We start from the raw sequence: 25,114 nt of genomic DNA, 5'->3' as shown, positions 1-25,114 counted from the left end.
CGCTCAATGATTGGGATCAGCCTTCGCCCTGCCTGAGACCCCGCTCGGCGATGCGGCTTACCACCGCTTCGCAGACTGCGGGGGTGACGAATTTGTGAATAGCGCCGCCGAAAATCGCGATTTCCTTGACCAATCGCGACGCGATCGGCTGCAGCCCCACGTCGGCCATCAGGAAGACCGTCTCGATCCGGTCGTTCAATTGCTGGTTCATGCCCGCCATCTGATATTCATATTCGAAATCGGCGACGGCGCGCAGCCCGCGGACGATGACGCTGGCCCCCTCGCGCTCGGCGAAATCCATCAGCAGCGCGTTAAAGCCGACAACGCGAATATCGCCGTCGATGTCCGCGACTTCGTTCCGCACCATCTCGATCCGCTCGTCATCGTCGAACAGCGGCGACTTGGTGATGTTGGTGGTGACGCCGATCACCAGCCGGTCAACCAGCTTCGCACCGCGGCGAATGATGTCCATGTGCCCGAGCGTGATCGGATCGAATGTTCCGGGATAAACCCCAATGCGCATCAATGGTCCCTTTCCACCACATAGCGTGCGATCGCACGGAGCAGCGCCGCCTCTTCGCCATAACCCGACAAATGCGCGATCGCCTGATCGACCAGCGCGGTTGCCTGTTCGCGCGCACGCTCCAGCCCCATCAGCGTGACAAAGGTCGCCTTGCCCGCGGCATCGTCCTTGTGCAGCGCCTTGCCGGCAAGCGCTTCGTCGCCTTCGACGTCCATGATGTCGTCGGCGATTTGAAAGGCGAGCCCGATATCGCGCGCATAACCGCGCAGCGGCGTACGCCCTTCGGGCGGGATGCGCGCAAGGATGGCCCCCGCCTCCACCGAAAAGGCGATCAGCGCCCCGGTCTTGAGCTGCTGGAGCCGCGTCACGGTGCGCAGGTCGAAGTCCGACGTTTCGGCGGCAAGGTCCATCATCTGCCCGCCCGCCATGCCCGCCGGCCCCGCCGCGCGCGCCAGTTCGCAACACAGCTCGCTGCGGACAAAAGGATCGGCGCTGGTCGCCGGATCGCAAAGCCATTCGAATGCCAGCGCATGGAGCGAATCGCCCGCGAGCACTGCGGTGGCCTCGTCATATGCCTTGTGCACGGTCGGCTTGCCGCGGCGGATGTCGTCATCGTCCATGCACGGCAGATCGTCATGGATCAGCGAATAGACATGCATCGCCTCAACGGCGGCGCCGACGCGCAGCGAAACCCTGTGGTCGACGTGAAACAGGTCGCCCGCCGCGCGGACGAGCAGCGGCCGCAGCCGCTTGCCGCCCGCAATCGCGGCGTGGCGCATCGCCTGATACAAACGTTCGCGCGGATCGGCCGGCACGGACAGCAACTGGTCGAACAGGCGATCGATTCCGGCCACGACCTCGGCCTGCGTGGCAAGGAGCAACCGGGTCTCACCCGAATCGCCGTCGGCGCTCGCCACCGCTCAGCTTTCGCCGAAAGGCGTGGTTCCCGCCGGCTGACCGTCCGCACCAAGGCTGACCTGTTCGATCCGCGCTTGCGCCGCAGCAAGCCGCGCCTCGCAATGGGCGCGCAGCGCATGGCCACGCTCGTACAACGCGACCGATTCCTCGAGGCTGACGTCGCCGCTTTCGAGCCGCCGCACGATCGTCTCCAGTTCGCCCATCGCGGCCTCGAACGAAAGCGAGGCGATAGCCGGTTCGGCGGAAGGTTCGGGAATGTCCGTCATGGCGCCTGCTTTGGCCCTTTCGCCCCCCGATGGTCAAGTGCGGTCGAGCTTGACGCCGCAGCCCCCGTCGATAGCATCGCGCGCATGTTCATCGGCCATTTCGCTCCGGCACTGGTCGCCGCCGCCCGCCCGAAAGCCGCCGGACTCGGGACGCTGTTCGTCGCGGCGCAACTCGTCGATATCGGCTTTGCCGCGCTGCTCGTGCCCGGGGTCGAGAAGATGCGGATCGTACCGGGTATCGCGGCCATGAACCCGATGGACCTCTACCATATGCCCTACACCCACAGCCTGCTCGGCGCGCTACTGTGGGGCGCCATCTTCGGCGCGCTGGTCTGGTTCGCCACCAAACGGCGCGAGGCCGCGATCGGCGCCGCGTTGGTCGTCGTTTCGCACTGGTTCGTCGACCTGCTCGTCCATATCCCCGACCTGACGCTCGCCGGGGCGCCGCCGAAGCTCGGCTTCGGCCTCTGGGATCATCCCGCCATCGCAATGCCGCTCGAAATTGCGCTGATCGGCAGCGCGTTCGTTTATTACGCCCGGCGCACCGCGGCACCGTCGGGCAATCGGCGCCTGTGGGTGCTGGCGGCACTTCTCGCCTTTGCACAGGCGGTCGACTGGTTCGGGCCGAAGGAGGCAAGCTATTCGCTTGCCATTCCGGCAACAATGCTCGGCGCTTATGCGCTGCTCTGCCTTGCTGCCTGCTGGGCGGGCTGGAACCGCCGGTCGAGCTTCGCGGCCGCTTGAATGTCTGCGCTGCGGCGCAATCGCAATTCGGGTTTTTGCAATTGCCGCTGCCCGGCATGCCAGTCATGTTGCACCGCACAAGAGAGAGGGGCGTAAAGGCAAGTTTTGTTCGTTCAGACAAGGACTTGCGCTATGAAAAATGTCATTCTTCCTGCCCTCGGCCTGTTTGCGCTGGTGCCAGTTGCGGCGCATGCCGAAGAAACCCACCGCTTCGAACATCGCGGCGTGACCTACAGCTATACCGTTACCAAGGTCGGCGAGCATCGCATCATCAGCGGTGTCGAGGAACGCACCGGCAAGCCCTTCAGGCTGCGCGTCGGCGAACATCGCGTGCGCGGTACCGTCGGGTCGCAACAGGTCAGCTTCCCGCTCCGCGACGTCGAGCCGCTGGCCGCACCTGTCACCACTGTCGCCTCACGCTGATAACCGGCTCCGGCCGCAGGCCCCATGGTGCAAAAAGCATCATGGGGTCTGTTCGTTTTGCACCTGTGTCGCTAAAGGCGCGCCATGACTCAGACCGCAACCGCGCCCGCCTCCGTCATCACCCCCGAGATCGTCGCCGAACACGGCCTGTCTCCGGAAGAATATGAGCGCGTCCTGTCCGCGCTCGGGCGCGAGCCGAACCTTGTCGAACTCGGCATCTTCTCGGTCATGTGGTCCGAGCATTGCAGCTACAAAAGCTCGCGCATTCACCTGAAGAAACTGCCCACCGAGGCGCCGTGGGTGATCTGCGGCCCCGGCGAAAATGCCGGCGTCATCGACATCGGCACCGGCCCGGACGGCAAGAAGCTCGCCGCGATCTTCAAGATGGAGAGCCACAACCACCCGTCGTACATCGAACCCTATCAGGGCGCGGCGACCGGGGTCGGCGGCATTTTGCGCGACGTCTTCACGATGGGCGCGCGCCCCGTCGCGAACCTCAACGCGCTGCGTTTCGGCCGCCCCGACCATCCGAAGATGAAGCATCTCATCTCGGGCGTCGTCCACGGCATCGGCGGCTACGGCAATTGCGTCGGCGTGCCGACGGTTGGCGGCGAGGTCAATTTCCACAAGGCCTATGACGGCAACATCCTCGTCAACGCGATGACCGTCGGCGTCGCCGAGCAGGACAAGATCTTCTATTCGGCCGCAAGCGGCGTCGGCAATCCGATCGTCTATGTCGGCTCGAAGACCGGCCGTGACGGCATCCACGGCGCGACCATGGCATCGGCCGACTTCGGCGAGGACGCCGAAGAGAAGCGCCCGACCGTGCAGGTCGGCGACCCCTTCACCGAAAAGCTGCTGATCGAGGCGTGCCTCGAACTGATGGCGTCGGACGCGATTGTCGCGATTCAGGACATGGGCGCCGCGGGCCTCACCAGTTCGTCGGTCGAGATGGCGTCGAAGGGCGGCGTCGGCCTCCACCTCAAGATGGACGACGTGCCGCAGCGCGAAACCGGCATGACGGCGTACGAGATGATGCTGTCCGAATCGCAGGAACGCATGCTGATGGTCCTGAAGCCCGGCAAGGAAGAGTTTGCGAAAGCGATCTTCCACAAATGGGAACTCGACTTCGCGGTCATCGGCACCGTCACCGACACCGGCCGCATGGTGCTCGAACATCATGGCGAGATCGTCTGCGACATCCCGCTCGCCCCGCTCGCCGACGATGCCCCGCTTTACGACCGCCCGCACGTCCCGACCCCGAAGCAGGCCGAATTGACGAACGTCCCCGAGACGAAGGACGTCGCGGCCGACCTCAAGACGCTGATGGGCACCCCCGACATCGCCAGCCGCCGCTGGATCTGGGAACAATATGACAGCCAGGTCGGCGCCGACACGGTGCAGACCGGCGGCGACGCCGCACTCGTCCGCATCCACGGTACCACCCGCGCGCTCGCCATGTCGACCGACTGCACCCCGCGCTATTGCTATGCCGACCCCGTCGAGGGCGGCAAGCAGGCGGTCGCCGAAACCTGGCGCAACATCAGCGCGGTCGGCGCCACCCCGCTCGCGATCACCAATTGCCTCAACTTCGCCAACCCGCAGCGTCCCGAAATCATGGGCCAGATCACCGGCTGCCTCGACGGCATGGCGCAGGCGTGCCGCGCGCTCGACTATCCGATCGTCTCGGGCAACGTCAGCCTCTATAACGAGAGCAAGGCGACCGGCGGCGGCAGCGCGATCCTGCCCACCCCCGCGATCGGCGGCGTCGGCGTGATCGAGGATCTGAACCGCGCCGTCGGTATCGGCTTCAAGCGCACCGGCGACATCGTGCTGGCGGTCGGCGAACGCGCCGGCCACCTTGGCCAGTCGGTTTGGCTGCGCGAAATCCTCGGCCGCGAGGAAGGCCCGCCCCCGCCCGTCGACTTGCGCGCCGAAAAGCGCACCGGCGACTTCATCCGCGGCGCGATCAACGCCGGCTGGATCACCGCCTGCCACGACGTCTCCGACGGCGGTATCGCGGTGACGCTCGCCGAAATGGCCTTGAAGTCGAACATCGGCGTGCTGGTCAGCGAAGAACAGCCCTTCGGCGTCGCCGAAAGCTTCTTCGGCGAGGATCAGGGCCTCTATCTCGTCACTGTCTGCGACACCTGCCTCGCCGACTTCCTCGACGCCGCGGGCCGTGCCGACGTGCCGGTCGACCCCGTCGGCCGCACGATCAAGGACCGCATCGTCTTCGAACTGGAGGGCAGTGACCATCAGGTGACGCTCGCCGAACTCCGCGAAGCGCATGAGGGCTTTTTCCCGACACTGATGGGGGCCGACGCGGCGCTCGCATAACCGAAAGAGAGGGGCCGATGAGCATCCATGTCGGAATCGGGGGTTGGACCTTCGAACCGTGGCGCGGCCCCTTCTACCCCGCCGGCCTCGCGCAAAAGCGCGAGCTCGAATATGCCGGTCAGCATCTGACCGGGATCGAGATCAACGGCACCTACTATGGCAGCCAGAAGCCCGAAAGCTTCGCCAACTGGGCCGCCTCGGTTCCCGACGGGTTCAAGTTCAGCGTCAAGGCATCACGTTTCACCACTAACCGCAAGGTGCTGAAAGAAGGCGCCGCTTCGATCGAGAAATTCCTGACGCAAGGCCTCACCCGGCTCGGCGACCGGCTGGGCCCGATCCACTGGCAGTTCATGGCGACCAAGAAGTTCGACCGCGACGATTTCGCGGGCTTCCTAGACCTGCTCCCCGACACGCAGGACGGCCTGCCGCTGCGCCATGCGATCGAGGTCCGTCATGAAAGCTTTCGCGATCAGGCGTTCATCGCCATGCTGCGCGAACGCAACATGGCGGTCGTCTATGCCGACAGCGACGAATTTCCCTGCATCGACGAACAGACCGCCGACTTCACCTATGCCCGGCTGCAACGGTCGCAGGAGGATGTCGAAACCGGCTACACAGACGCGGCGCTGGATGGTTGGGCAAAGCAGGCGAAGGATTGGGCGAAGGGCGACCGCGACGTCTTCCTCTTCTTCATCGCCGGCGCGAAAGTGCGCAACCCGGCGGCCGCGCAGGCGCTGATCGCGCGGCTGGGAACGTAAAACTCCAGACCGGACGGGACCGGCGTTGACCCGATCCTCCCCTTGCCGCAGGCATGGGGAGGGGGACCGCGCCCGAAGGGCGTGGTGGAGGGGTGAAAGCGTGCCGGCAAGCAATCACGCCTATAAGAGTGCGCGGCGATTGCGCCGCAATATGTCGCTTCCCGAAGTGTTGCTCTGGCAGATACTGAGAAAACAGCCCGGCCATATCAAATTCCGGCGCCAACATCCGATCGGCCGATATATACTCGATTTCTACGTCTTGGAATTGAAGCTCGGGATCGAGATCGACGGTGAAGCTCACGGCATGGACGATCGACCGGAGCGCGATGAGGCCCGCGACCGATGGCTTGCATCGCAAGGGATACGAGTGCTGCGGATCGCCGCGACAGATGTCCTTGCTGATCCGGCCGCAGTCGCGGACAGCATCGTACGGCTTTGTACCGCGAGCTAATACCCCTCCACCACTCGCTACGCGAGCGGTCCCCCTCCCCAACGCTGCGCGATGGGGAGGATCTGGATCACGCCATCGCGGCCTCTGCCGCGAGGAAGTTGTACGGATCGATGCCGCGGCTGCGGTACGCCCGGTGCGCTTCCTTGTAGAGCGTCGGTTCCCCGATCCCCAGCCGCGCCCGCGCCGCTTCGAGCGGTTCGGCGAGCAGCGCGCGGATGTCCTGCTCGATGATCGCCTTCGACGCCTTGCCGTGGCGCTGGCCCTGACGGATCGCGCCCATCACCGGGGCATCGCTCTTGATACTGCGCTTCACCTCATAGCCGCCAGCATAGGCGATGAAGGCATTGCCGTAATTGCCCGTCTGGCCATAGGTGAACCCGAGCACGCACTGTTCGCCGAGTGCGTCGCGGCCATAGCCGGTCAGGATGTGGAACAGGTCGTGCGTATCGCGCAGGCGGTTCGCATACCATTGGAGCTGGTCGTCGAACTTCGGGCGCCCCATCTTGTCGCTTTCGGCGACGAGCCCGGCGGCCGAAAGGCCTTCGCGGCGCATGAAGGTCACATAGGCATGGCCGACGCTCCCCTCGGGCAGTTCGTCGATCCAGGCATGATCGTCGAGCAGATCGGGCAGATAGGGCTCGCTCGCCATCAACCGCTTGCCGAGATCGCTTTCGACGAAGGCGCGGGCGTCGTCGAGGAAACCCTTGCGCGGCAGGTTCTCGAAGATGTGGAAGACCTGTTCGGTGTCTTCCTTGTCCTTGATGAGCTTGCGGAAATGCGCCAGCGCCTTGAACGGGCGAAATTTGGCAGGCTGGCGGTCGGGATGGGAGAAGATGGTCGGCGTCATGGTCGCTCTCGTTCGAATCGGTTGATGCTGCACATCTAGCATTACTGACAGTGATGTCAATAGTGATTTGCAGCATCGGCTGCGGGAGCGTGCTTGACTGTTATATATTAATAATACAGTGAGCGGAAGCGATGCGCGAAGATCAGGAAATTGCACCGGCCCGGCTCGTCACCCTCGACGCGTTACGCGGCTTTGCGGTGATGGGAATCCTCGCGATGAACATCGTCGCCTTCGCGATGCCCGAAATGGCCTATGTCTCGCCCAAGGCCTATGGCGGCGAAACGCCCGCCGACATTGCGGCGTGGCTATTCGGATTCATCCTCGTCGATGGCAAGATGCGCGGGCTGTTCTCGATCCTGTTCGGCGCCAGCATGCTCCTGATCGTCGACCGCGCCGAAGCCGCCGGACAGGACGCCGGCGCCGTTCATTACCGGCGCATGGTCTGGCTCGCGATCTTCGGCCTCTGCCATTATTTCTTCCTCTGGTGGGGCGACATCCTGTTTCTCTACGCCGCCGTCGGCTGCGTCGCCTTCGGCTTTCGCCATTGGGAAGCGCGCCGGCTGATCAAATGGGCGATCGGGCTGTTCACGCTGGGGACGTTGCTGACGTCGCTCCTCTTCGGCGGCCAGCTCGCTCTCGCCAGCTTTGCGGACGATCCAGCGTCGCCCTTTGCGGCGGCGGGAAGCGATCTGCGCGACGATTATGGCGAGATCGACGATGAGGTGACCGAGGAACTGGCGCTCTATCGCGGCCCCTACCTGCCGATGCTGGACGAACGGCTGGATAGCGCCGCAAACCCCTTCGTCGGGGTGCTGATGTCGATGCTCGAAACGCTGCCGCTGATGATGCTCGGCATGGCGCTGTTCCGGAACGGCTTCCTGACCGGCCGCTGGGCGCCGGGCGATTACCGGCGGGTCGCGTGGCGGTGGTTGCCGCCGGGGCTGCTGCTCACCCTCGCCATTGCCTGGCTCCAATGGCGGTCGGGCTTCGACTATATTGTCGGGGTCAATGCCTTCATGGCGTGGGCGGGACCGGGACGGCTGATGATGACCGTCGCCTATGCCGCGCTCCTCCTGCTCCTGATCCGGCACGCGCACGCCAGCGCATGGCTTGCCCGCGTCGCGGCGGCGGGCCGCGCCGCCTTCTCCAACTATCTCGGCACCAGCATCGCGATGACGACTTTGTTCTACGGCTATGGCCTCGGATGGTTCGGCGAGGTCGGGCGCTGGCCGCTCTATCTGGTCTGCGTCGGCGTGTGGGGGCTCATGCTGCTCTGGTCGAAGCCGTGGCTCGAGCGCTTCCATTATGGTCCGCTCGAATGGCTATGGCGCAGCCTCGCGCGTGGAAAGTGGCAGCCGATGCGGCGATCGCCAACTCAGTAACCGGCGGCGCGTCCGAAACCCGGCGCGCGGCGCTGGACGAGCGGATTGGCCTCGCGCTCGAGCGCGGCGAGCGTTTCCTCGAACAGCGGACGCAGCGTCACGACGCGCGGCAGATATTCTTCGGGGCTGATCTGGCTTTCGAGGCAGTGGCGCGCAAAAATTTCGATATCCTCGGACAGCGCGCCCAGCCTTTCGGCGCCAAACTGCCGCGCTTCACTCTTCAACGTATGCGCCGGCATGACGAGTCCGCGCGCATCGCGGGCGCGCATCGCATCCTCGATCGCCGCGACCGACTTGATGCCGTCTTCCCGAAAATAGCCGAGAATCCGCACGAACTCGGCCCCCAGCTGGGTACGCGTGGCGCGAAATTCATCCCAATCGACCAGGATTTCGTCCACTGCTTTCGTTCCTTGGCAAACATTTGGTCCGTGGTCCCGGACATCCCATGCGCCAAGGCCGGTAAAAAAGAGGTTACGCCGACGTCCCGCAGCGACGAATGCCGCCCCTATTCGGATCAGTCGCGACAGACGCGCCATTGCTCGGCGTCGGCCGAACCGGTTTCGGGGGCCCACCGCCAGCCCTGCTCGGAAGCAAGCGCCGCAACTTCGCGGCCCGCCTGCGGATCGTCGGCGATCAGCAGCACCTCGGTCGCCGTGCGCATCGCCCGCGCCAGCCGCAATGCCGGCCACGGGCAACGCATGCCGCGCGCATCGACGATCACCGCCGCCGCGTCACTCGTCATAGGGATTGCGCGAATTGCGGAAATTGAGCCGGACGGGCACGCCCTGAAAACCCAGCTCCTTGCGCATACCGTTGACCAGATAGCGCTCGTAGCTGCCGGGCAGCGCATCGGTGCGGGTCCCGAAGACGACGAAGGTCGGCGGCCGTGTTCGCGCCTGCGTGATATAGCGGAGCTTGATCCGCTTGCCGCCCGGCGCCGGCGGCGGATTGCTCTCGACCGCGCCTTCGAACCAGCGATTGAGCCGCGCGGTCGAAACGCGATTGGTCCAGATCGCGCGCTGTTCGAACGCGACGCGAACGAGCGTGTCGATCCCCTTGCCCGTCGCCCCCGAAATGCTGAGCACAGGCACGCCCTTGACCTGCGACAGGCCGTCGTCGAGCGCGCCCCGCACCCCGTTGAACAGCGCGGACGGGTCTTCGGCGATATCCCACTTGTTGAGCGCGACGATCAGCGCGCGGCCTTCTTGCAGCACCTTGTCGGCGATGCGCAGGTCCTGCGCTTCCAGCCCCTTGGTCGCATCGAGCAGCAACACAACCACCTCCGCGAAGTCGACCGCGTGCAGCGCGTCGGCGACCGACAGCTTCTCGAGCTTGTCGACCACCTTGGCGCGCTTGCGCATCCCTGCGGTGTCGAACAACTGGATTTCGTGGACCTCGCCATCCTGTTCCCACTGCCAGTCGACGCGGATCGAATCGCGCGTAATCCCGGCTTCGGGCCCGGTGATCAGCCGGTCTTCACCGATCATGCGGTTGATCAGCGTCGACTTGCCGGCGTTCGGACGGCCGACAATGGCAAGCTTCATCGGGCCAAGCGGCGCATCCTCATCCTCTTCACCGTCCGCCAGCGGCGGCAGGGCCTCGGCTTCCGCCGCGTCATAGGCCTCGACAATCGGACGCAACGCGTCGAACAGATCGACGACGCCTTCGCCATGCTCGGCGCTCAGCGCGATCGGATTGTCGAAGCCGAGCGAATAGCTTTCCATCAGGCCGTTTTCGCCCTGCTTCCCCTCGGCCTTGTTGACCAGCAGGATGATCGGCGTGTCCTCGCTGCGCAGCCAGCGCGCGATTTCCTCGTCGAGCGGGGTGACCCCGGCGCGGCCGTCGATCATGAACAGCGCGGCGTCGGCCCCGCGCACCGCCTTTTCGGTCTGCACGCGCATCCGGCCGGGCAGCGTCGCGGCGTCATAATCCTCGAACCCCGCGGTATCGACGATCGTGAACTTCAGGCCCAACAGTTCGCCGTCGCCCTCGCGCCGGTCGCGCGTCACCCCCGGCTGGTCGTCGACGAGCGCAAGGCGCTTGCCGACCAGCCGGTTGAACAGCGTCGATTTGCCCACATTGGGGCGGCCCACAATGGCGATCGTCGCGAATCGCGACATTTGCTTATCCTATCATTCGCCGGAACCGCTTGCGCGCTTCCGCCCTGTTACCGCCAGGCGGTGATCCGCCCGTCGTCCGCCAAGATGTACAGCATGTTGTTCGCGACCACCGGCGACTGCGACAGCGGCGACTTGAAATCGGTCGTTGCGAGCGTCGACCCATCGGTCGGCGAAAATTCGACGAGCTGTCCTTCGCTGTTCACCGCGAGCAGACGGCCACCCGCGAGGACCGGACCGGTCCAGCGGATCGGGTCCTTCTTCTTCTTTTCGGTCTCGACGCGGAAACGCGCGAGCTGTTGCAACCAGCGCACCTTGCCGGTCCCGCGCGCAACGCACAGCAGCTTGCCGTCGTCGGTCATCGCATAGACCCATTCGCCGACCACATACGGCGTCGAAATGCCGGCGATCGAGATTTCCCACGTCCGCTGGCCGGTCACGAGCTCATAGCTCGCCATGCGCCCACCCTGGCCCAGCGCGAAGACGCGGCCACGGTCGACCACCGGATCGGCGTCGACGTCCGAAAGGGTCGACACCGACAACGCCATCGACGTGCGCGCCAACGCATCTTCCCACAGGTCGCGGCCGTTTTCGTAACGATAGGCCTGCACTTCGCCCGACGAGAAGCCGGCGACGATCGTCCCCTGCCCCGCAGCGGGCGAGCCCGCGCCGAAGATGCTGCCCGCTTCGAGCGACGCCGTCGCCTGCCACTGCACCGCGCCATTGGCGGCGTTCAGGGCGAAAATCTGGTTGTCCTGGCTGATCACATAGACGCCGCCGAAGGCAATGGTCGGAGCACCGCGCAGCGGGCCCGCTGGTTTGACCTTCCAGATCACCGAGCCGTCGGCGACGTTGAGCGCCGCGACGTCGCCGGCCCCGCTCGTCGCATAAACGACATTGCCATCGACCCCGGCGCCGCCGCCGAACAGCGAATCCTTGTAATCCTTGCCGGTGCTGCCGATCGCCGTCCGCCACAGCGGCGCGCCCGTGTCGGCCGACAGTGCCGTGACCACCGCGTCCGTATCGACAACGAACAGGCGGTTGTCGGCAATCACCGGCGACGAAGCGAGACGCTGCTTCTTGTTGCTCCCCGCAATGCTCGCCTGCCAGACTTGGCTGCGCGTCGCGCCGAGCGCGGGATGCCCCATCGATTTAGAGGCATTGCCGCCCGACTGGCTCCAGTTGGCATTGACGGCGGGTTCGGGCAGGACGACGGCGATCGCCGCGGTTGCATCATCGACCTTGACGCTATTGTCATTCGACAGGATCGACACGCGATCGCCGACCGTCGGCGTCTTCGGGCCGCCATCACCCTTGAACACGCCGCAACCGGCAAGCGGCAGCGCGAACAGCGCCGCGCAAAGTACATACTGCCTCTTCAGCATATTATCTGGCTTCCTCAGTGTTTCCGGCGGCCGCTGCCTTCGGCGCGGCGCCTTTCTGGTCCCCGGCGGCCTGCGCCGCATTCTTTTCGACCCCGGCGGCTTCCGCCGCCCCTTTCTTCTCGGCAGCGACGCTGTCTGCCGCCCGGTCGGCGACTGCATCGACGCCCAGCATGCCCGCCATCTGGACGCTCCGCGATTGCAGCGTCTTGGTGGCGTCGGGCAGCTTGGCAATACGTCCGTAAAGCGCGCCGGCCTGATCATATTGTCCGAGCTGGTAATGCGCGATGGCCGAAAGTTCGGCCGCGCTCGCAAACCAGCTCGACGCCGGGTCCTTGGCATCGACCATCGGCTTCATCCGTGCGATCACCGTTTCGGGCTTCAGCGTGTCGAATTCGAATGCGGTCTGGCGGATCAGCGCCAGATCGCGCAACGTCTTGTCGACGCCGGTGTCGGCCGCGACCTTCGCCATCAGCGCGGCGGCACCTTTGAGGTCGCCCGTGCCGGCCTTCATATTCGCCTGCTGCATCATGGCTGCGGCGCGATAGGCTGGCGCCTTTCCATCCTCGAGCTGCTTGAGGTCCTTCGTTCCCGCCGCCGCCTTGTCGAGCGCGCCGAGGAGAACTTCGGCATTTTCACCGCGTGCGACGTCCTGCCGGTGCGACCAATAGAGATAGCCGCCGAATGCCAGCAGGCCGGCGAGCACCGCACCGATGATCCAGCGGCCATAGCGCTGCATGATCGTATCGAGCCGGTCCTTGCGGACAGCTTCGTCGACTTCCTGCAACAGCGCGGCGTCGTTCGTCGGGCTCAGGGCCAATCAAACCTCCATAAACTCTGTTCGTGGCCCCGGGCCGGTCGCTTCCTTTAGCGACGACGCCGAAAAAGGCCAAGCGAAACGCTTGGCCCGCCGGGACGGCGCTGCCGGGCTTCAACCGGCGTAAATCTGATCGTCTGTCGGAAATGAACGGGACCTGACCTCGTCGGCATAATCCTTGACCGCGCCGTTGACGACGCTCGCCATGTCGCCGAAGCGCTTCACGAACTTCGGGACGCGTTCGAACATGCCCAGCATGTCGTCGGTGACCAGCACCTGGCCGTCGCATTGGGCCGACGCGCCAATGCCGATCGTCGGACAGGCGACCTTCTCGGTAATCTCGATCGCGATCGATTCGAGCACGCCCTCGATGACGATCGAAAACGCCCCGGCCTGCGCCACCGCGACCGCGTCCTCGACGATCGAGCGGGCTTCTTCCTCGCTCTTGCCGCGCACGCCATAGCCGCCGAGAATGTTGACCGCCTGCGGGGTCAGGCCGACATGGCCCATCACCGGAATCCCGCGCTGCGTCAGGAATTCGATCGTCGGCGCCAGCACCTTGCCGCCTTCGACCTTCACCGCCGCAGCGCCTGTTTCCTTGAGCAGCCGTGCCGCATTGTCGAACGCCTGCTGCGGGCTGCCTTCATAGCTGCCGAACGGCATGTCGACGATCACCGCGGCATGATAGCTGCCGCGGACGACTGCCGCGCCGTGCAGCGCCATCATGTCCATCGTCACCCCGACCGTGTGCGGCAGGCCGTAGATCACCTGCGCCAGCGAATCGCCGACGAGCAGCATGTCGCAATGCGGATCGAGCAACTGCGCCATGCGGACGGTGTAAGCCGTCAGCATGACGATCGGCTCGCCGCCCTTGCGCTGGCGAATGCGCGGCACGGTAAGCCGCTTCATCGGCTGCGGCGTCGGATTGGCGCGGCTCGTCGAGGTGTCGAGGGTGAGCGTTTTTGGGAGCGTAGACATGGGGCGGTGGCTTAGCCCTTTGCCCGTCCCAGCGAAAGACAGAACTCCGCCGATGTGAATTTTCCTTGACTCCATGTATGTTATTTTTAACATTACGTCATACAGAGCGAACATCAGGAGATTCGCAGATGGTATTTCGTGAAAAGATCGACTGGCTGACCATGACGGTGATCGCGCTTGCCTTCGGCTGGTACGCCATTGTCTTTCCCTGGGGGCTGCGCGGTGTCCCCGCGCTTGCGGCGCAAGGGGGACTGCTGCTCGTCGTGCTCGTCGCGATGTCGTTGGTCCTGACCGTCGCGGCCATCCTGTTGGCGCTGCACCGCCCGCGCGATGCGAACGCCGCCGCCGACGAACGCGACCGGGAGATTACCCGCAAGGCGACGACACGCGCTTATTATGTGCTGATAATCGGGGCCAGCTGCTGCTTTGCGCTGGGTTACTGGATCGGAGATGTCGCCGCGGTCCTCAACGGGCTGCTCGGATCGATCGTCGCCGCCGAACTCGTGCGCCTCGCGAGCCAGCTTCATCTCTATCGCCGGGGGTATTGAACCGTGCCTCCCGCCATCCTCGCATCACCACGACAGCTTGCCGACGCCGATACCGGAGATACGTCCATGAACTTCCGTGAAAAAACCGCCTGGCTGAACGTCATCGCCATGCTTGCCGCCTACAGCGTATATTTCGGGTTCCTCCTCTCGGGGCATCCCGCCGGGCGCGAGGTGTTTCCCATGCTGTGGCTGTTCGGATCGATCGCCGTGGCGCATGCGGTGATCGTCATCGTCGGCACCGTCATCCTGTCCGCGCAGGCGGCGAAGTCCGACCGCGCACGCGCCGACGAGCGCGACCGTGCGATCCGCCGCCGCGGTGCGACCATGGCCTATTATGTACTTCTCGTCGGGATGATGGTCGTCGGCGTCTACATGCCCTTCGTCGAAAGCGGGGTGCCACTGGCGAATGCCGGCCTGTTCGCGATCGTCGCCGCCGAACTGGTGAACAGCTTTGTCGTGCTCATGAGCTACCGGCGGGGCTGGCATGGCTAGCCTCCCCTTCACCAACGACATCCGTACCTTGCGCTTTCTTGCGGGCGAGATGACGCAGGGCGAACTCGGCGACCGGGTCGGGGTGACACGCCAGACGATCGCGGCGATCGAGCAGGGCAAATATTCGCCGTCGCTCGAAGTCGCCTTCCGTATCGCCCGCTGCTTCGACAAGCCGCTGGAAGCGGTGTTCCAATGGAGCGAAGGCACGAATTGAGACCGCGCGGCCGCGCCGGCCCGGCATCAGGCTCTCCCCGGGGCAGATGCCGGGCCGATATTCGGTCCTAAGCCGCGGCCGCCGTCAGCGCCGCGAGTTGGTCGCCCGTCAGAACCAGATCCTCGCTGGCGAGGATGTCGTCGAGTTGTTCGACCGATGTCGCGCTCGCAATCGGTGCCGTGACGCCCGGCTGCGCCGCGACCCATGCCAGCGCGACCTGCGACAGGCTCGCGCCGGTTTCGGCGGCAATCCGGTCCATCACCGCCAGCGCCGCGGGCCCCTTGCCGTCCAGATAGGCCTTGGCGCGCGCGCCGCGCGGGCTTTTGCCGAGATCGTCGGCGCTACGATATTTGCCCGACAAATAGCCCGAAGCGAGGCTGAAATAGGTGACGACGCCCAGCCCCTCTTCGATACAAAGCCGCTGCAACGCGCCTTCATATTGATCGCGGTCGAGCAGGTTGAGTTCGGGCTGCATCGCGGTGAAGCGCGGCAGTCCCTTAGTGTCGGCGAGACGCAGTGCTTCGGCAAGCCGCTCGGCCGAATAGTTAGACGCGCCGATAGCGCGCACCGTGCCGGCATCGACCAGTTCGCCAAACGCACCGAGCACCTCGTCGAGCGGTACGTCGGGATCGTCCTTGTGCGCGAAATAAAGGTCGATAACGTCCGTGCTAAGGCGATCGAGCGACCCCTGCACCGCCTTGCGGATGCTGTTCGGCTGCAGCCCGCCGGGCATCATTCCGACCTTCGTCGCGACCAAGACTTTGCCGCGAGCGCCGCTGTCCTTGAGCCAGGCGCCCATCATCGTTTCGGACTCACCGCCTTTGTGTCCCGGGACCCATGCCGAATAGACGTCAGCGGTATCGATCATGCCGCCACCGCGTTCGACAAAGCGGTCGAGGATCGCGAAACTCGCCGCCCGATCGGCGGTCATCCCGAAGACGTTGCCGCCAAGGACGAAAGGCCTGATCGAAAGGCCGCTTCGGCCCAGCGCGCGTTCGGTCATCGTACAGATCCTTTCTTCACGGTCGCGACGGCCTCGCGCGGATTGTCGCTGAACAAACCGTCGATGCCTGTCGCCAGATAGGTCTCTATCTCGGCCGCGAGGTCGCCGTGTCCAGCCGGGTTGATCCCGCCCTTGTCGGCGAGCGGCAGGAAATAATTTTCGCGGCGAAAGGTCCACGGATGAACCTTCAGTCCCGCAGCATGGGCATCGCGGACCAGCGAGGTCGGCTCGCCCAGCGTTCCGAGCGCGCCGCGCGGGATCACCATCGCCTTGTTCGGGCCGATCCCATCGGCATAAGCGGCAACGGCCTTCAGCCCCGCCGGGCTCGCCATGGCGGCATAGGTCTGCTTCGGATCGTCGGCGGGACCGCCCTCCCCGTCCATCAACTGGATCAGCGGCAGATCGCTCTTCGCACGCAACGTCTTGAGGTTTGCAACCTCGAAACTTTGGATGAAGACGGCCGCATCGGCACCGCAATAGCCATATCGGTCGAGCAGCGCGAGCAAAGGCGTCTCGTGCGGCAGCCCAATCGACGCAAAATAGCTTGGGTGCTTGGTTTCGGGATACACGCCGACAGGCTTGGCGCGACCCTTATTCGCCTCGGCGAGAAGCGTCAGGATTTCCTCGAACGTCGGAATCTCATATTGACCGTCATATTCGGTGCTGCGCAATTTCGGCAGCCGCTCGCGCGCGCGCAGCGTCTTCAGTTCTGCGAGCGTGAAATCTTCGGTGAACCACCCGGTCACCGCGTGCCCGTCGATCGTCTTCGTTGTTTTCCGCCCCGCAAACTCCGGATGATCGGCAACATCGGTCGTTTCCGAAATCTCGTTCTCGTGCCGCGCGACAAGCACGCCGTCCCTGGTAAGCACCAGATCGGGTTCGATATAGTCGGCGCCCAATTCGATCGCGAGCCGGTAGCTCGCCAGCGTATGTTCGGGACGTTCGCCCGACGCCCCCCGGTGCGCGATGACAATCGGCGGCTCGCCGTCAAGGGTCGGCTGCGCAGTCACGGCATCAGCGCTGCAACCGGCGGACAACAAAGCCGCCAGCAGCGCCGCGAGCCTGCGCGTCATGCCGCAAAGCGCGATTGCCAGTCATCGGCCGAAAAGCCGACCGACACGTCGCCGCCGGCTTCGATAACCGGGCGGCGGATCATCGCAGGCTGCTCGAGCATCAGCGCCTTGGCCTTTGCCGCATCGAGCCCGTCCTTTTGCGCATCGGGAAGCTTGCGGAAGGTCGTGCCGCTCCGGTTGAGCAATTTTTCCCAGCCGAGCGCGTCGATCCAGCCTTGCAAAAGGCCGGGATCGAGTCCGTCCTTGCGGAAATCGTGGAACCGGTGCGCGACACCCCGCTCGTCGAGCCAGCGCCGCGCCTTTTTCACCGTATCCTTCATTGTGTAGGTTGTAGACAGAATACTAACCCCTAGCTGCGAAGCCATACGGATGAAACCCGCCATCCTTTACCTTAGAGTTTCCTCCACGGAACAAATCAAGGGCTACGGTCCCGATCGCCAGAAAAACTTGGGGCGCGAATATGCCGCGCGCATGGGTTGGCAGATCGAACAGGAAATCGCGGACGAAGGCCGCAGCGCATTTCACGGTGCCAATCGCCTCGAAGGCGCTGCCCTTCACGATTTCGAACTCGAAGCCCGGAACGGCCTGCATCAAGGTAAGGTGCTGATCGTCGAAAATATCGACCGCCTCAGCAGGCAGGGCGCGAAGGCCGCAGCGCAATTGATATGGGCGCTCAACGAACATGGTGTCGATGTAGCCACCTATCATGACGGTTTTGTCTACAAGACAGGCAATAACGGCGACATGATGGAGTTGTTCTCCGTCATCATCAAAGCGCAGCTCGCCCACGAGGAAAGCGCGAACAAGAGCCGCCGGACAAAGGCGAGTTGGGACAAGCGGCACGCCGAAATCGCGAACGGGTCGAAAGCGACGATGGCCGGACGCGCACCTGCATGGCTCACCATCCGCGACGGCAAATACCACGCGATCGAGCACCGCAAACAGGTGCTCAACGAGATATATGACCTCTATATTGCGGGCCTTGGTATCTATAAGATCGTCCAGCGCCTCAACGACCGCAAGGAACCGTCTTGGCCGATCAGGAAGAAGGACGGCGCGGGCGGCTGGTATATGCCCTATGTCCATCGGCTGCTGAACAATCGGGCCGTGTTGGGAGAATATATCACGCTGGAAGGCGAATGCCTCGCGGCGGACTATTTCCCGCAGGTGATTACTGCTGAGAAATTCGCTCGCGCGCAGGAGGTCCGCAGCACGAAAGCCAAGAGCGGCGGGCGCGATTACAACCGCAGCTATAATTTGCTGAGTGGCCTCCTAAGCTGCGCGGTCTGCAACGGGACCGGCTGCTATGAGCATAAGGGCAGCAACGCCTTACCTGATCGGCCGATTGCGATGTCCTGTAAGCGAGGCGCTGTATCAAATCGTTTCCACGAACATGATCGTCATCACCCGCAGCGTGGCGGATTGGTCGGCGGGATCTACCTTTCCGTTGCAGGCTTGCCCGCGCGTATAATAGTCGATCTTCCACGCGATACGATGTTCGCCGACCGTCAGGGCCGCGCCGTCATGCTCGCCGCGTGGGTCATTGTCCGGCGTGAAATCGCAGAACAGGCGAATCGCTCGGATCACGTCCTCCTGAATTACGGTAGGCAGCCGGGAAACGCCGCGCGACAAATAGGTCCAGCCATCTTCGCCGGTGGAACGAAGCTGGTCATTGAGGCGGGCAATGGTCGCCCGCCTCTTTGCCTGTTCGGTCATGCCGCAATCTTCTTCTGCTTGGTCGTAAAGTTAGCACGGCGGGAAGCGCGAGCGGCGTTAAGCTGGGGGTCCAACTCGCCCGCGTTGATCGCCTCGATGATCGACGCAATGATGACCGGAACGTCGGCGACATTTTCGACCTCGACCGCATTCATGCCCTTGGCAAATTCCAGCGGCTTGCCGCCGTAGCGAATCTGGAAGAACATCTTGCCGCCAGCGTCGGTGAACCAGCCCTTGCGGACATTGCGGGGAACATCAACGCGGATGTCTTCGCCCTCGGCGTTCTTGCGCGTGACCCTCTTGGTCGCGGTGAAGGGCGTTCCCGCAATCTCGGCCTCGGCGAGAGCTTTCTGCTCCGCGAGATAGGCGAGCACCTTGGCGCGGAAACCGAATTCCGATGAAGCGGGATTGCCGCGCGCGGCGGTGGCAAGTTTCAGGTTCTTGAGGATCGACATATTGGCACCTCCTTGGCCGTTGTTGAGAGCCATGTCGGTAATACCGACGACCAGACAGTCGATCGAAGAAGGCAGGTATCGTTCTGATTTTTCTGGGGAGATAATGCGGTCAGCAGCTACGTCGCAGCGGAGCCACAGTCGAAAATGCGTTCTGATGCAATCTGAGCGCCCCACTTTCGCCGCCACTAATCCGATGGCGACGACAAGATATGGGGGGCTGGAAGAACGCGGTCATTTCGCACTCGAAGTGGGATCGAGGAGATTGCGTTTGTGGCCCGCTGAAGGCGAAGTCATATTATTTGCTGGACAATAACGCGTTTTTGACCTGGTGACCTGTACGGTCCCGGAAATCGTCATCATTCCCATCACGCTTAGCCGAGTACGCGACGAACAGCCATTTCCCTGTTACATCGTCGTAGCTCATACCGCTTCCGTTGTCCGCAATGAGCACGCAATCCTCTCCGAAGTAGAGTTGGACCTTGTCGGCTCCTGCGTCGAAGGAGTTTTTTACCAGCTCGAAGATCGCGACTTCATCGTTGGTGATAAGCTCACGGCCAAGCACTCGCTTAAGGCCAGATACGCTTGATCTTCTTCGCGTCCTTGATTGCCTGCTTGATGGTGTCGAACTGACTGACGTGACCCCCTGATTTTCCTCCAACAGTGATTAGAGTCCGGCCTTGAAGGAAGGACGGACAGATGAAGCGTTTGAGGTTTTCGGAAGAGCAGATCATCGGGGTATTGAAGGAAGCGGAGGCGGGCGCGAAGACCGGCGAGCTGGCGCGGCGACACGGGGTGTCGGAAGCAACGATCTACAACTGGAAGGCCAAGTATGGCGGCCTGGAGGTGTCCGAGGCGAAGCGGCTGCGCTCGCTCGAGGACGAGAACGCGAAGCTGAAGCGGCTGCTTGCGGACTCGATGCTCGACAATGCGGCGCTGAAGGATCTTCTCACAAAAAAATGGTGACGCCCGCCGTTCAGCGGGAAGCGGTCGCCCATCTCCAGGCTTGCCATGGGATGAGCGAGCGGCGGGCGTGCCGTGTCACAGGGGCCGATCGGAAGAGCATGCGCTACCGGTCGCAGCGTGGTGACGATGCCGAGGTTCGGGAGAAGCTGCGCGAGCTGGCGCAGCAGCGTCGCCGGTTCGGTTATCGACGCCTGCATATCCTGCTGCGCCGGGAGGGCGTGATGATCAACAGGAAGAAGACTCAGCGCCTGTATCGGGAGGAAGGACTGATGGTCCGACGAAGACGTAACCGGCGCCGGGCGATCGGTGCTCGGGCGCCCGCACCGGTGCTGGCGCTACCGAACCAGCGGTGGAGCCTCGACTTCGTGCATGATCAGATGGCGTCAGGCCGGCGGTTCCGGGTGCTCAACATCGTCGACGACGTGACGCGGGAGTGCCTGCGCGCGGTGCCCGACACGTCGATCTCCGGGCGCCGGGTCGTGCGCGAGCTCAGCGATCTGATCGAGGAACGCGGCAGGCCGGGGATGATCGTCAGCGACAACGGGACCGAGCTGACATCGAACGCGGTGCTCGCATGGTGCGGTGAGGTCGGCGTCGAGTGGCATTATATCGCACCCGGCAAGCCGATGCAGAACGGCTATGTCGAGAGCTTCAATGGCCGGATGCGTGATGAGCTTCTGAACGAGACGCTGTTCCTCGACCTCGACCATGCCCGCACAGTGATCGCGGCCTGGGCCGAAGATTACAACCAGTCGCGGCCGCACTCGGCACTTGGATATGAGACACCGGCGGCGTTCGCCGCCGAACTGCATAAGCAATGGCCTGCGCAGCTACGCCCTTCGGGCTCCGCTGCGCAGGCCATTGCTTACACCGCGCTCATGCGCAACAAAGCTGCTGGGCTCTAATCCCGGCTGGTGGAAACCAGGGGGTCACGTCATAAACTGCTCGGCCCCGAAAAAATTAACGCGGCCAAGATCGGCATTTATTCGGGAAAACGACACATAACTGCCTGATCTTAGGCCGTTAATAAACATACCGTAGGGGTATTGACTACGAGCCGATGGTCCATGCGAAAATCCTTTCATCAGCCGCAATCAAGCCTGCTGATAAAAGGAGTATATCGAATGAATACATCTGATTTTGAAAATGCTGTCACTTCAGAGCTTTTAAAAAATTGTGCAAGAACTGGAAGGGACGGCGTAGCAATTGGCATAAACCTACCCATTGGATGCGGGACTAATTTTATACCAAGTGGAAAAAATACAATTAAGGCATTAAAGAAAGAACTGAAAAATATCAAAAATGCTCGAGAATCTTTTTTCAGAGTTACTGGTCATTATTGCGATTTAGCAATGACCCATAATTTGCGTGACGCGAAGCTCGCTGCTGTAGTCAAGAAAATTTTTGACGCAGCGATTGGCGATAATAGCCCTTGGGAAAGTCGCATAGTCTAAACGCCGCCTGCCACCGCGTCAGTGTGGCAGTACATATTAGCCCATAGGTGCTTTATGCGTCCTAGCGATGGCCGTTGATGCGCTCTCAAAGATTATGTCCGTGGGAGCGTTTTCATATATCCTTCCCACCCGAAGTGAAAATTGCCGCCCGGCGCGGCGGGGCATTCAGCGATCCTGTAGTTTGAAGATATAGGATGCCTTGATCGCCTTCTCGAATTCTCTGCGGCGCTTCTGCTGATCCTTCGTCCGATCCAAAGCCTGTTTGGCCTGATCCACATCGCTCTTTCGGGCGGCCACAACCGATTGCTCAGGCGTTAGCGGCTTGCTCGGTTTCTTCGGCTTCTTAGGTTTGGTGGTAGCGAACTCGCAAAATCTCATACCGTATTTATACGGCGCGCTCCGCTATAGCGCCTTCTCCCATTCCGCCGCGTTGAAACCAAGCAACGCGCCGCCATCATAAATCACGATCGGACGCTTAATGGCCGACGGATTTTCGGTCATGATCGCTATGGCCTTCGCGGCGTCCAAATCCACTTTCACGTCGTCGGGCAATTTCTTGAAGGTCGTGCCGGACCGATTGAGCACCTTCTCCCACCCGAATCGCTGGGTCCAATCCGCCAGATTGTCGGCGTCGACTCCGCTCTTCTTGTAATCATGAAACGCATAATCGACGCCGCGCTCCGCAAGCCAGGCGCGGGCTTTCTTGACGGTATCGCAGTTCGGTATCCCAAATACGGTGACGGGCATTTTTATACCTTCAAATTTCAAATTAAAATCAGCGGGTTATATCGTAGAAAATTTTGTCTACAGTGTTGCAATGAACTCGCAGTTCGGGATACCATAGAGAATCAGCGTCATCCCCTCAGGATAGCGGCGGCATGTCGGCAATGCGAGCATTCGCATTCGCGAGCTTGCCGCGCAGCGCGCGCGCAAAGCCTTCGTGAAGGGCACCGGCGATATCGGGATTGGCGGCGAGGAAGGCGCGCAGCGCCGCCGCAGGCACGAACCACAGCCGCGAATTGGTCGCGAGCGATACCGTGCCCGTCGCATGGGCACCGTCGAGCACCGTCGCTTCGCCGATCAAGGTCCCCCCGGAGACGGTGCCGACCTCGATCCCGTCGCGCTGGATCAGCGCCTCGCCCTCGGCGAGATAGAACAGGCTCGGCGCCGCCTGGTTCTCGCGGATCAGGACTTCGCCGCGGCGTGCCGAAATCCAGTGGCCCTGATCGATGAGGCGGCGGGCGGTCGCCGGACTCAATCCCTCGAAATGCTGGCGGCGGAGCGACTGCTCCTCGGTCGAGAAGCGGATCGCGGCATCGCTAAGCCAGACACGCGCCGCCATGCCGAGATTGACGATCAGGATCACCAGCAAAAACGCCGCATAACCCATGCCCCCGGGGCTGAAGACGGCAACCGGCATCGCAAGCAGGGCCGCGACCGCCAACCCGAGGCGAAAATGATCGAGGCGTGCGACAAAAGAGGCCGCAAGCAGCAGCAGCAACGCCCCATAACCGAACAGAGCCGGATTGAAATTCGCCATAACCAAGTCGTTTCGCGTCGCGGTCCCGCAGCTGGGACACTTAGGTATATAACGTTACCGATTACCAAACGCCTTGGGCGCGCTCCCGGCTACACCCTCCCGAAGCATCGCAAACTACCAGTTTTCGCAGGTGAAGAAAAGCAGGGGGTGCGCAAATCGCACCGCGATGCTAATTTCCGGTTCCTTGCTTCCAAGGTGCATTCGCGCCATGGCGGCGCGCGAGTCGATTTTTGGCGCTCGGAAACACAGAAGATTTAGGGACGATGACGCAACCATGGCAGCCGCATAGCTGGCGCTCGCACGAAGCCCGCCAGCTTCCGACCTACTCCGATGACGCCGCGCTGGCGGCCGCCGAGCGCGAGCTTGCGGGCTATCCGCCGCTCGTCTTCGCCGGCGAGGCGCGCGACCTGACGACCGAACTCGGCCGCGTCGCCGAGGGCAAGGCCTTCCTGCTGCAGGGCGGTGACTGCGCCGAAAGCTTCGCCGAATTCCATCCGAACAATATCCGCGACACCTTCCGCGTCCTGCTCCAGATGGCGGTCGTGCTGACTTTTGCGTCGAAGATGCCCGTGGTGAAGCTCGGCCGCATGGCGGGCCAGTTCGCCAAGCCGCGCTCTGCCGACATGGAAGATGTCGATGGTGTTTCGCTGCCGAGCTATCGCGGCGACATCATCAACGATATCGCCTTCGAGGCCGAAGGTCGCGAGCCCGACCCGCAGCGCATGGTCAAGGCCTATAACCAGTCGGCGGCGACGCTGAACCTGCTGCGCGCCTTCGCGAACGGCGGCTATGCCAACCTGCATCAGGTCAACGCCTGGACGCACGACTTCATGGACCGCAGCCCGTGGGCGAAGAAATATCAGGAAACCGCAGCGCGGATTTCCGAAGCGCTTGCCTTCATGGAAGCCTGCGGCGTGACCCCCGAGACGGTCCCGCAGATCAAGGGAACCAGCTTCTATACGAGCCATGAGGCGTTGCTGCTCCCCTATGAGCAGGCGCTGACCCGGCAGGACAGCCTGACCGGCGGCTGGTACGACACGTCGGGCCACATGCTCTGGGTCGGCGACCGCACCCGCTTCGAAGGCTCTGCCCATATCGAATATCTGCGCGGCATCGGCAATCCGGTCGGCATGAAGTGCGGCCCCAGCCTCGAAGCCGATGTGCTGCTGCGCCTGCTCGACACGCTCAATCCGAACCATGTAGCCGGACGCATGACGCTGATCACGCGTTACGGTCACGACAAGATCGAGGCGCATCTGCCCAAGCTGGTGCGCGCGGTGAAGGAATCGGGCCACCCGGTCGTCTGGTCATGCGACCCGATGCACGGCAATGTCATCAAGACGCCCAACGGCTACAAGACGCGCCCGTTCGAGCGCATCCTCGCCGAAGTGCGCGGCTTCTTCGCCGTCCACCGCGCCGAGGGCACGCATGGCGGCGGCATCCATATCGAGATGACCGGCCAGAACGTCACCGAATGCACCGGCGGCGCGATGGACGTGACCCAGATGGATCTCGCCGACCGCTATCATACGCATTGCGACCCCCGCCTCAACGCGGGGCAGAGCCTCGAACTGGCGTTCCTGCTGGCCGAGATGCTCAATCAGGAAATGGCCGATCGGGCAAAGCAGGCGGCGTAAAGCCACCACCTTCGTCATTGCGAGCGAAGCGAAGCAATCCAGAGCGGTTTACGCCTACTCTGGATTGCTTCGC

30 protein-coding genes and 1 pseudogene are annotated in these 25,114 nt (G+C 63.1%); 13 read left to right on the top strand and 18 right to left on the bottom strand.

The features are described 5' to 3' along the window. Positions 1–16: 16 nt before the first annotated feature. From coaD to LH19_RS01600, 3 genes are read right to left on the bottom strand one after another with little or no spacing between them, the layout of a single operon-like run. Complete coding sequence (gene coaD, locus LH19_RS01610) at positions 17–523, bottom strand: pantetheine-phosphate adenylyltransferase (protein ID WP_054724330.1); 507 nt, start codon at positions 521–523, stop codon at positions 17–19. Continuing rightward, on the bottom strand, positions 523–1,440 hold the full coding sequence (locus LH19_RS01605; RefSeq protein ID WP_054724328.1) for a polyprenyl synthetase family protein: 918 nt from the start codon (positions 1,438–1,440) through the stop codon (positions 523–525). Before LH19_RS01605 ends, coaD begins: the two co-directional genes overlap by 1 nt. Positions 1,441–1,443: 3 nt before the next feature. Beyond that, on the bottom strand, positions 1,444–1,707 hold the full coding sequence (locus LH19_RS01600) for an exodeoxyribonuclease VII small subunit (protein ID WP_054724326.1): 264 nt from the start codon (positions 1,705–1,707) through the stop codon (positions 1,444–1,446). An 84-nt stretch (positions 1,708–1,791) separates the two neighbouring features. Here LH19_RS01600 and LH19_RS01595 point away from each other — a divergent pair, with 84 nt between their 5' ends. The 5 genes from LH19_RS01595 (at position 1,792) to LH19_RS01575 (ending at position 6,423) form a co-directional block, all read left to right on the top strand. Then, a complete protein-coding gene (locus LH19_RS01595) occupies positions 1,792–2,451 on the top strand; it encodes a metal-dependent hydrolase (RefSeq protein WP_054724324.1) in 660 nt (219 codons plus the stop codon). Between the two features lie 132 nt (positions 2,452–2,583). Next, positions 2,584–2,874 carry a hypothetical protein gene (locus tag LH19_RS01590; RefSeq protein ID WP_054724322.1) on the top strand — a complete coding sequence of 97 codons (291 nt, stop codon included), beginning with the start codon at positions 2,584–2,586 and terminating at the stop codon, positions 2,872–2,874. A gap of 84 nt (positions 2,875–2,958) precedes the next feature. Then, positions 2,959–5,214 (top strand): phosphoribosylformylglycinamidine synthase subunit PurL, encoded by a 2,256-nt coding sequence (purL, locus tag LH19_RS01585; protein WP_054724320.1) that lies wholly within the window; start codon positions 2,959–2,961, stop codon positions 5,212–5,214. A 17-nt stretch (positions 5,215–5,231) separates the two neighbouring features. After that, entirely contained in the window at positions 5,232–5,972 is a 741-nt protein-coding gene (locus LH19_RS01580; RefSeq protein WP_054724318.1) for a DUF72 domain-containing protein, read from the top strand. Between the two features lie 100 nt (positions 5,973–6,072). Continuing rightward, positions 6,073–6,423: an endonuclease domain-containing protein gene (locus LH19_RS01575; protein WP_234716053.1), complete on the top strand. Its 351-nt coding sequence runs from the start codon at positions 6,073–6,075 to the stop codon at positions 6,421–6,423. A gap of 67 nt (positions 6,424–6,490) precedes the next feature. Here LH19_RS01575 and LH19_RS01570 read toward each other — a convergent pair whose 3' ends face one another. Then, positions 6,491–7,270, bottom strand: a complete 780-nt coding sequence (locus tag LH19_RS01570) for a Coq4 family protein (RefSeq protein ID WP_054724316.1) — start codon at positions 7,268–7,270, stop codon at positions 6,491–6,493. Between the two features lie 131 nt (positions 7,271–7,401). Here LH19_RS01570 and LH19_RS01565 point away from each other — a divergent pair, with 131 nt between their 5' ends. Continuing rightward, entirely contained in the window at positions 7,402–8,652 is a 1,251-nt protein-coding gene (locus LH19_RS01565; RefSeq protein ID WP_054724314.1) for a DUF418 domain-containing protein, read from the top strand. Here LH19_RS01565 and LH19_RS01560 read toward each other — a convergent pair. The 6 genes from LH19_RS01560 to panB all read right to left on the bottom strand — a co-directional run bounded on the left by LH19_RS01560 (position 8,646) and on the right by panB (position 13,946). Next, entirely contained in the window at positions 8,646–9,050 is a 405-nt protein-coding gene (locus LH19_RS01560; protein WP_234716052.1) for an Hpt domain-containing protein, read from the bottom strand. The genes LH19_RS01565 and LH19_RS01560 overlap by 7 nt on opposite strands. Before the next feature lie 116 nt (positions 9,051–9,166). Then, positions 9,167–9,394: a sulfurtransferase TusA family protein gene (locus LH19_RS01555; RefSeq protein ID WP_054724312.1), complete on the bottom strand. Its 228-nt coding sequence runs from the start codon at positions 9,392–9,394 to the stop codon at positions 9,167–9,169. Then, a complete protein-coding gene (gene der / locus LH19_RS01550) occupies positions 9,384–10,772 on the bottom strand; it encodes a ribosome biogenesis GTPase Der (protein ID WP_054724310.1) in 1,389 nt (462 codons plus the stop codon). The genes LH19_RS01555 and der overlap by 11 nt, the downstream gene beginning before the upstream one ends. A gap of 47 nt (positions 10,773–10,819) precedes the next feature. Next, positions 10,820–12,154 (bottom strand): outer membrane protein assembly factor BamB family protein, encoded by a 1,335-nt coding sequence (locus LH19_RS01545; RefSeq protein ID WP_054724308.1) that lies wholly within the window; start codon positions 12,152–12,154, stop codon positions 10,820–10,822. 1 nt (position 12,155) lies between these two features. Then, positions 12,156–12,971, bottom strand: coding sequence for a tetratricopeptide repeat protein (locus LH19_RS01540; RefSeq protein ID WP_082395371.1), 816 nt, complete (start codon positions 12,969–12,971; stop codon positions 12,156–12,158). 111 nt (positions 12,972–13,082) lie between these two features. After that, positions 13,083–13,946 (bottom strand): 3-methyl-2-oxobutanoate hydroxymethyltransferase, encoded by an 864-nt coding sequence (gene panB / locus LH19_RS01535; RefSeq protein ID WP_054586593.1) that lies wholly within the window; start codon positions 13,944–13,946, stop codon positions 13,083–13,085. Between the two features lie 128 nt (positions 13,947–14,074). On the opposite strand from panB, the gene LH19_RS01530 reads away from it, so the two are divergent. The 3 genes from LH19_RS01530 to LH19_RS01520 all read left to right on the top strand — a co-directional run bounded on the left by LH19_RS01530 (position 14,075) and on the right by LH19_RS01520 (position 15,200). Further along, positions 14,075–14,494, top strand: coding sequence for a hypothetical protein (locus LH19_RS01530; RefSeq protein WP_054724306.1), 420 nt, complete (start codon positions 14,075–14,077; stop codon positions 14,492–14,494). 66 nt (positions 14,495–14,560) lie between these two features. After that, positions 14,561–14,986, top strand: coding sequence for a hypothetical protein (locus LH19_RS01525; protein ID WP_054724304.1), 426 nt, complete (start codon positions 14,561–14,563; stop codon positions 14,984–14,986). Further along, positions 14,979–15,200, top strand: coding sequence for a helix-turn-helix transcriptional regulator (locus tag LH19_RS01520; RefSeq protein WP_054724302.1), 222 nt, complete (start codon positions 14,979–14,981; stop codon positions 15,198–15,200). The genes LH19_RS01525 and LH19_RS01520 overlap by 8 nt, the downstream gene beginning before the upstream one ends. Before the next feature lie 67 nt (positions 15,201–15,267). Here LH19_RS01520 and LH19_RS01515 read toward each other — a convergent pair whose 3' ends face one another. From LH19_RS01515 to LH19_RS01505, 3 genes are read right to left on the bottom strand one after another with little or no spacing between them, the layout of a single operon-like run. After that, the gene (locus LH19_RS01515; protein WP_054724300.1) at positions 15,268–16,203 is read right to left on the bottom strand and encodes an aldo/keto reductase; all 936 of its coding nucleotides are present in this window, start codon (positions 16,201–16,203) and stop codon (positions 15,268–15,270) included. Then, on the bottom strand, positions 16,200–17,276 hold the full coding sequence (locus LH19_RS01510) for a glycerophosphodiester phosphodiesterase (RefSeq protein ID WP_054724298.1): 1,077 nt from the start codon (positions 17,274–17,276) through the stop codon (positions 16,200–16,202). Before LH19_RS01510 ends, LH19_RS01515 begins: the two co-directional genes overlap by 4 nt. Continuing rightward, positions 17,273–17,596: an ArsC family reductase gene (locus tag LH19_RS01505; protein WP_201258405.1), complete on the bottom strand. Its 324-nt coding sequence runs from the start codon at positions 17,594–17,596 to the stop codon at positions 17,273–17,275. Before LH19_RS01505 ends, LH19_RS01510 begins: the two co-directional genes overlap by 4 nt. 49 nt (positions 17,597–17,645) lie before the next feature. Between LH19_RS01505 and LH19_RS29290 the strand changes: the two are divergent. Then, positions 17,646–18,479, top strand: a pseudogene (locus LH19_RS29290) (recombinase family protein); the annotation flags it as partial. A gap of 171 nt (positions 18,480–18,650) precedes the next feature. Here LH19_RS29290 and LH19_RS28980 read toward each other — a convergent pair. The 3 genes from LH19_RS28980 to LH19_RS01485 form a co-directional block, all read right to left on the bottom strand. Further along, the gene (locus LH19_RS28980) at positions 18,651–18,992 is read right to left on the bottom strand and encodes a DUF3768 domain-containing protein (RefSeq protein WP_054724292.1); all 342 of its coding nucleotides are present in this window, start codon (positions 18,990–18,992) and stop codon (positions 18,651–18,653) included. Then, a complete protein-coding gene (locus LH19_RS01490; protein WP_234716051.1) occupies positions 18,989–19,621 on the bottom strand; it encodes a DUF6641 family protein in 633 nt (210 codons plus the stop codon). Before LH19_RS01490 ends, LH19_RS28980 begins: the two co-directional genes overlap by 4 nt. 121 nt (positions 19,622–19,742) lie before the next feature. After that, positions 19,743–20,009 (bottom strand): ATP-binding protein, encoded by a 267-nt coding sequence (locus LH19_RS01485; protein ID WP_054724290.1) that lies wholly within the window; start codon positions 20,007–20,009, stop codon positions 19,743–19,745. 134 nt (positions 20,010–20,143) lie between these two features. Here LH19_RS01485 and LH19_RS01475 point away from each other — a divergent pair. Continuing rightward, positions 20,144–21,315, top strand: a protein-coding gene (locus LH19_RS01475) for an IS3-like element ISSpma3 family transposase (RefSeq protein ID WP_145923318.1) whose coding sequence is annotated in 2 segments (ribosomal slippage) — positions 20,144–20,396 and positions 20,396–21,315 — 1,173 coding nt in all. Because the reading frame shifts where the segments join, the coding sequence is not laid out codon by codon here. A 219-nt stretch (positions 21,316–21,534) separates the two neighbouring features. Continuing rightward, positions 21,535–21,864 (top strand): hypothetical protein, encoded by a 330-nt coding sequence (locus tag LH19_RS28335; RefSeq protein ID WP_145923321.1) that lies wholly within the window; start codon positions 21,535–21,537, stop codon positions 21,862–21,864. A 402-nt stretch (positions 21,865–22,266) separates the two neighbouring features. Here LH19_RS28335 and LH19_RS01470 read toward each other — a convergent pair whose 3' ends face one another. Both LH19_RS01470 and LH19_RS01465 read right to left on the bottom strand, forming a co-directional pair. Further along, positions 22,267–22,611 carry an arsenate reductase gene (locus LH19_RS01470; protein WP_054724288.1) on the bottom strand — a complete coding sequence of 115 codons (345 nt, stop codon included), beginning with the start codon at positions 22,609–22,611 and terminating at the stop codon, positions 22,267–22,269. 115 nt (positions 22,612–22,726) lie between these two features. Next, positions 22,727–23,404 (bottom strand): Crp/Fnr family transcriptional regulator, encoded by a 678-nt coding sequence (locus LH19_RS01465; RefSeq protein ID WP_054724286.1) that lies wholly within the window; start codon positions 23,402–23,404, stop codon positions 22,727–22,729. A gap of 263 nt (positions 23,405–23,667) precedes the next feature. On the opposite strand from LH19_RS01465, the gene LH19_RS01460 reads away from it, so the two are divergent. After that, a complete protein-coding gene (locus LH19_RS01460; protein ID WP_054724284.1) occupies positions 23,668–25,041 on the top strand; it encodes a class II 3-deoxy-7-phosphoheptulonate synthase in 1,374 nt (457 codons plus the stop codon). Positions 25,042–25,114 lie beyond the last annotated feature (73 nt).

Source organism: Sphingopyxis macrogoltabida (genome assembly GCF_001314325.1).
Classification (GTDB): domain Bacteria; phylum Pseudomonadota; class Alphaproteobacteria; order Sphingomonadales; family Sphingomonadaceae; genus Sphingopyxis; species Sphingopyxis macrogoltabida.
This window is presented reverse-complemented; position numbering and strand designations above follow the sequence as displayed.

What these genes read in the sequence shown, in the direction of transcription:
- LH19_RS01570 (WP_054724316.1), bottom strand. Translation starts at nt 7,270, where the DNA reads ATGACGCCGACCATCTTCTCCCATCCCGACCGCCAGCCTGCCAAATTT.
- LH19_RS01545 (WP_054724308.1), bottom strand. Translation starts at nt 12,154, where the DNA reads ATGCTGAAGAGGCAGTATGTACTTTGCGCGGCGCTGTTCGCGCTGCCG.
- LH19_RS01465 (WP_054724286.1), bottom strand. Translation starts at nt 23,404, where the DNA reads ATGGCGAATTTCAATCCGGCTCTGTTCGGTTATGGGGCGTTGCTGCTG.
- LH19_RS01600 (WP_054724326.1), bottom strand. Translation starts at nt 1,707, where the DNA reads ATGACGGACATTCCCGAACCTTCCGCCGAACCGGCTATCGCCTCGCTT.
- LH19_RS28980 (WP_054724292.1), bottom strand. Translation starts at nt 18,992, where the DNA reads ATGACCGAACAGGCAAAGAGGCGGGCGACCATTGCCCGCCTCAATGAC.
- LH19_RS01530 (WP_054724306.1), top strand. Translation starts at nt 14,075, where the DNA reads ATGGTATTTCGTGAAAAGATCGACTGGCTGACCATGACGGTGATCGCG.
- LH19_RS01470 (WP_054724288.1), bottom strand. Translation starts at nt 22,611, where the DNA reads ATGCCCGTCACCGTATTTGGGATACCGAACTGCGATACCGTCAAGAAA.
- coaD (WP_054724330.1), bottom strand. Translation starts at nt 523, where the DNA reads ATGCGCATTGGGGTTTATCCCGGAACATTCGATCCGATCACGCTCGGG.
- LH19_RS01510 (WP_054724298.1), bottom strand. Translation starts at nt 17,276, where the DNA reads ATGACGCGCAGGCTCGCGGCGCTGCTGGCGGCTTTGTTGTCCGCCGGT.
- LH19_RS01505 (WP_201258405.1), bottom strand. Translation starts at nt 17,596, where the DNA reads ATGAAGGATACGGTGAAAAAGGCGCGGCGCTGGCTCGACGAGCGGGGT.
- LH19_RS28335 (WP_145923321.1), top strand. Translation starts at nt 21,535, where the DNA reads ATGAATACATCTGATTTTGAAAATGCTGTCACTTCAGAGCTTTTAAAA.
- LH19_RS01580 (WP_054724318.1), top strand. Translation starts at nt 5,232, where the DNA reads ATGAGCATCCATGTCGGAATCGGGGGTTGGACCTTCGAACCGTGGCGC.
- der (WP_054724310.1), bottom strand. Translation starts at nt 10,772, where the DNA reads ATGTCGCGATTCGCGACGATCGCCATTGTGGGCCGCCCCAATGTGGGC.
- LH19_RS01525 (WP_054724304.1), top strand. Translation starts at nt 14,561, where the DNA reads ATGAACTTCCGTGAAAAAACCGCCTGGCTGAACGTCATCGCCATGCTT.
- LH19_RS01595 (WP_054724324.1), top strand. Translation starts at nt 1,792, where the DNA reads ATGTTCATCGGCCATTTCGCTCCGGCACTGGTCGCCGCCGCCCGCCCG.
- panB (WP_054586593.1), bottom strand. Translation starts at nt 13,946, where the DNA reads ATGTCTACGCTCCCAAAAACGCTCACCCTCGACACCTCGACGAGCCGC.
- LH19_RS01460 (WP_054724284.1), top strand. Translation starts at nt 23,668, where the DNA reads ATGACGCAACCATGGCAGCCGCATAGCTGGCGCTCGCACGAAGCCCGC.
- LH19_RS01520 (WP_054724302.1), top strand. Translation starts at nt 14,979, where the DNA reads ATGGCTAGCCTCCCCTTCACCAACGACATCCGTACCTTGCGCTTTCTT.
- LH19_RS01515 (WP_054724300.1), bottom strand. Translation starts at nt 16,203, where the DNA reads ATGACCGAACGCGCGCTGGGCCGAAGCGGCCTTTCGATCAGGCCTTTC.
- LH19_RS01590 (WP_054724322.1), top strand. Translation starts at nt 2,584, where the DNA reads ATGAAAAATGTCATTCTTCCTGCCCTCGGCCTGTTTGCGCTGGTGCCA.
- LH19_RS01565 (WP_054724314.1), top strand. Translation starts at nt 7,402, where the DNA reads ATGCGCGAAGATCAGGAAATTGCACCGGCCCGGCTCGTCACCCTCGAC.
- LH19_RS01555 (WP_054724312.1), bottom strand. Translation starts at nt 9,394, where the DNA reads ATGACGAGTGACGCGGCGGCGGTGATCGTCGATGCGCGCGGCATGCGT.
- purL (WP_054724320.1), top strand. Translation starts at nt 2,959, where the DNA reads ATGACTCAGACCGCAACCGCGCCCGCCTCCGTCATCACCCCCGAGATC.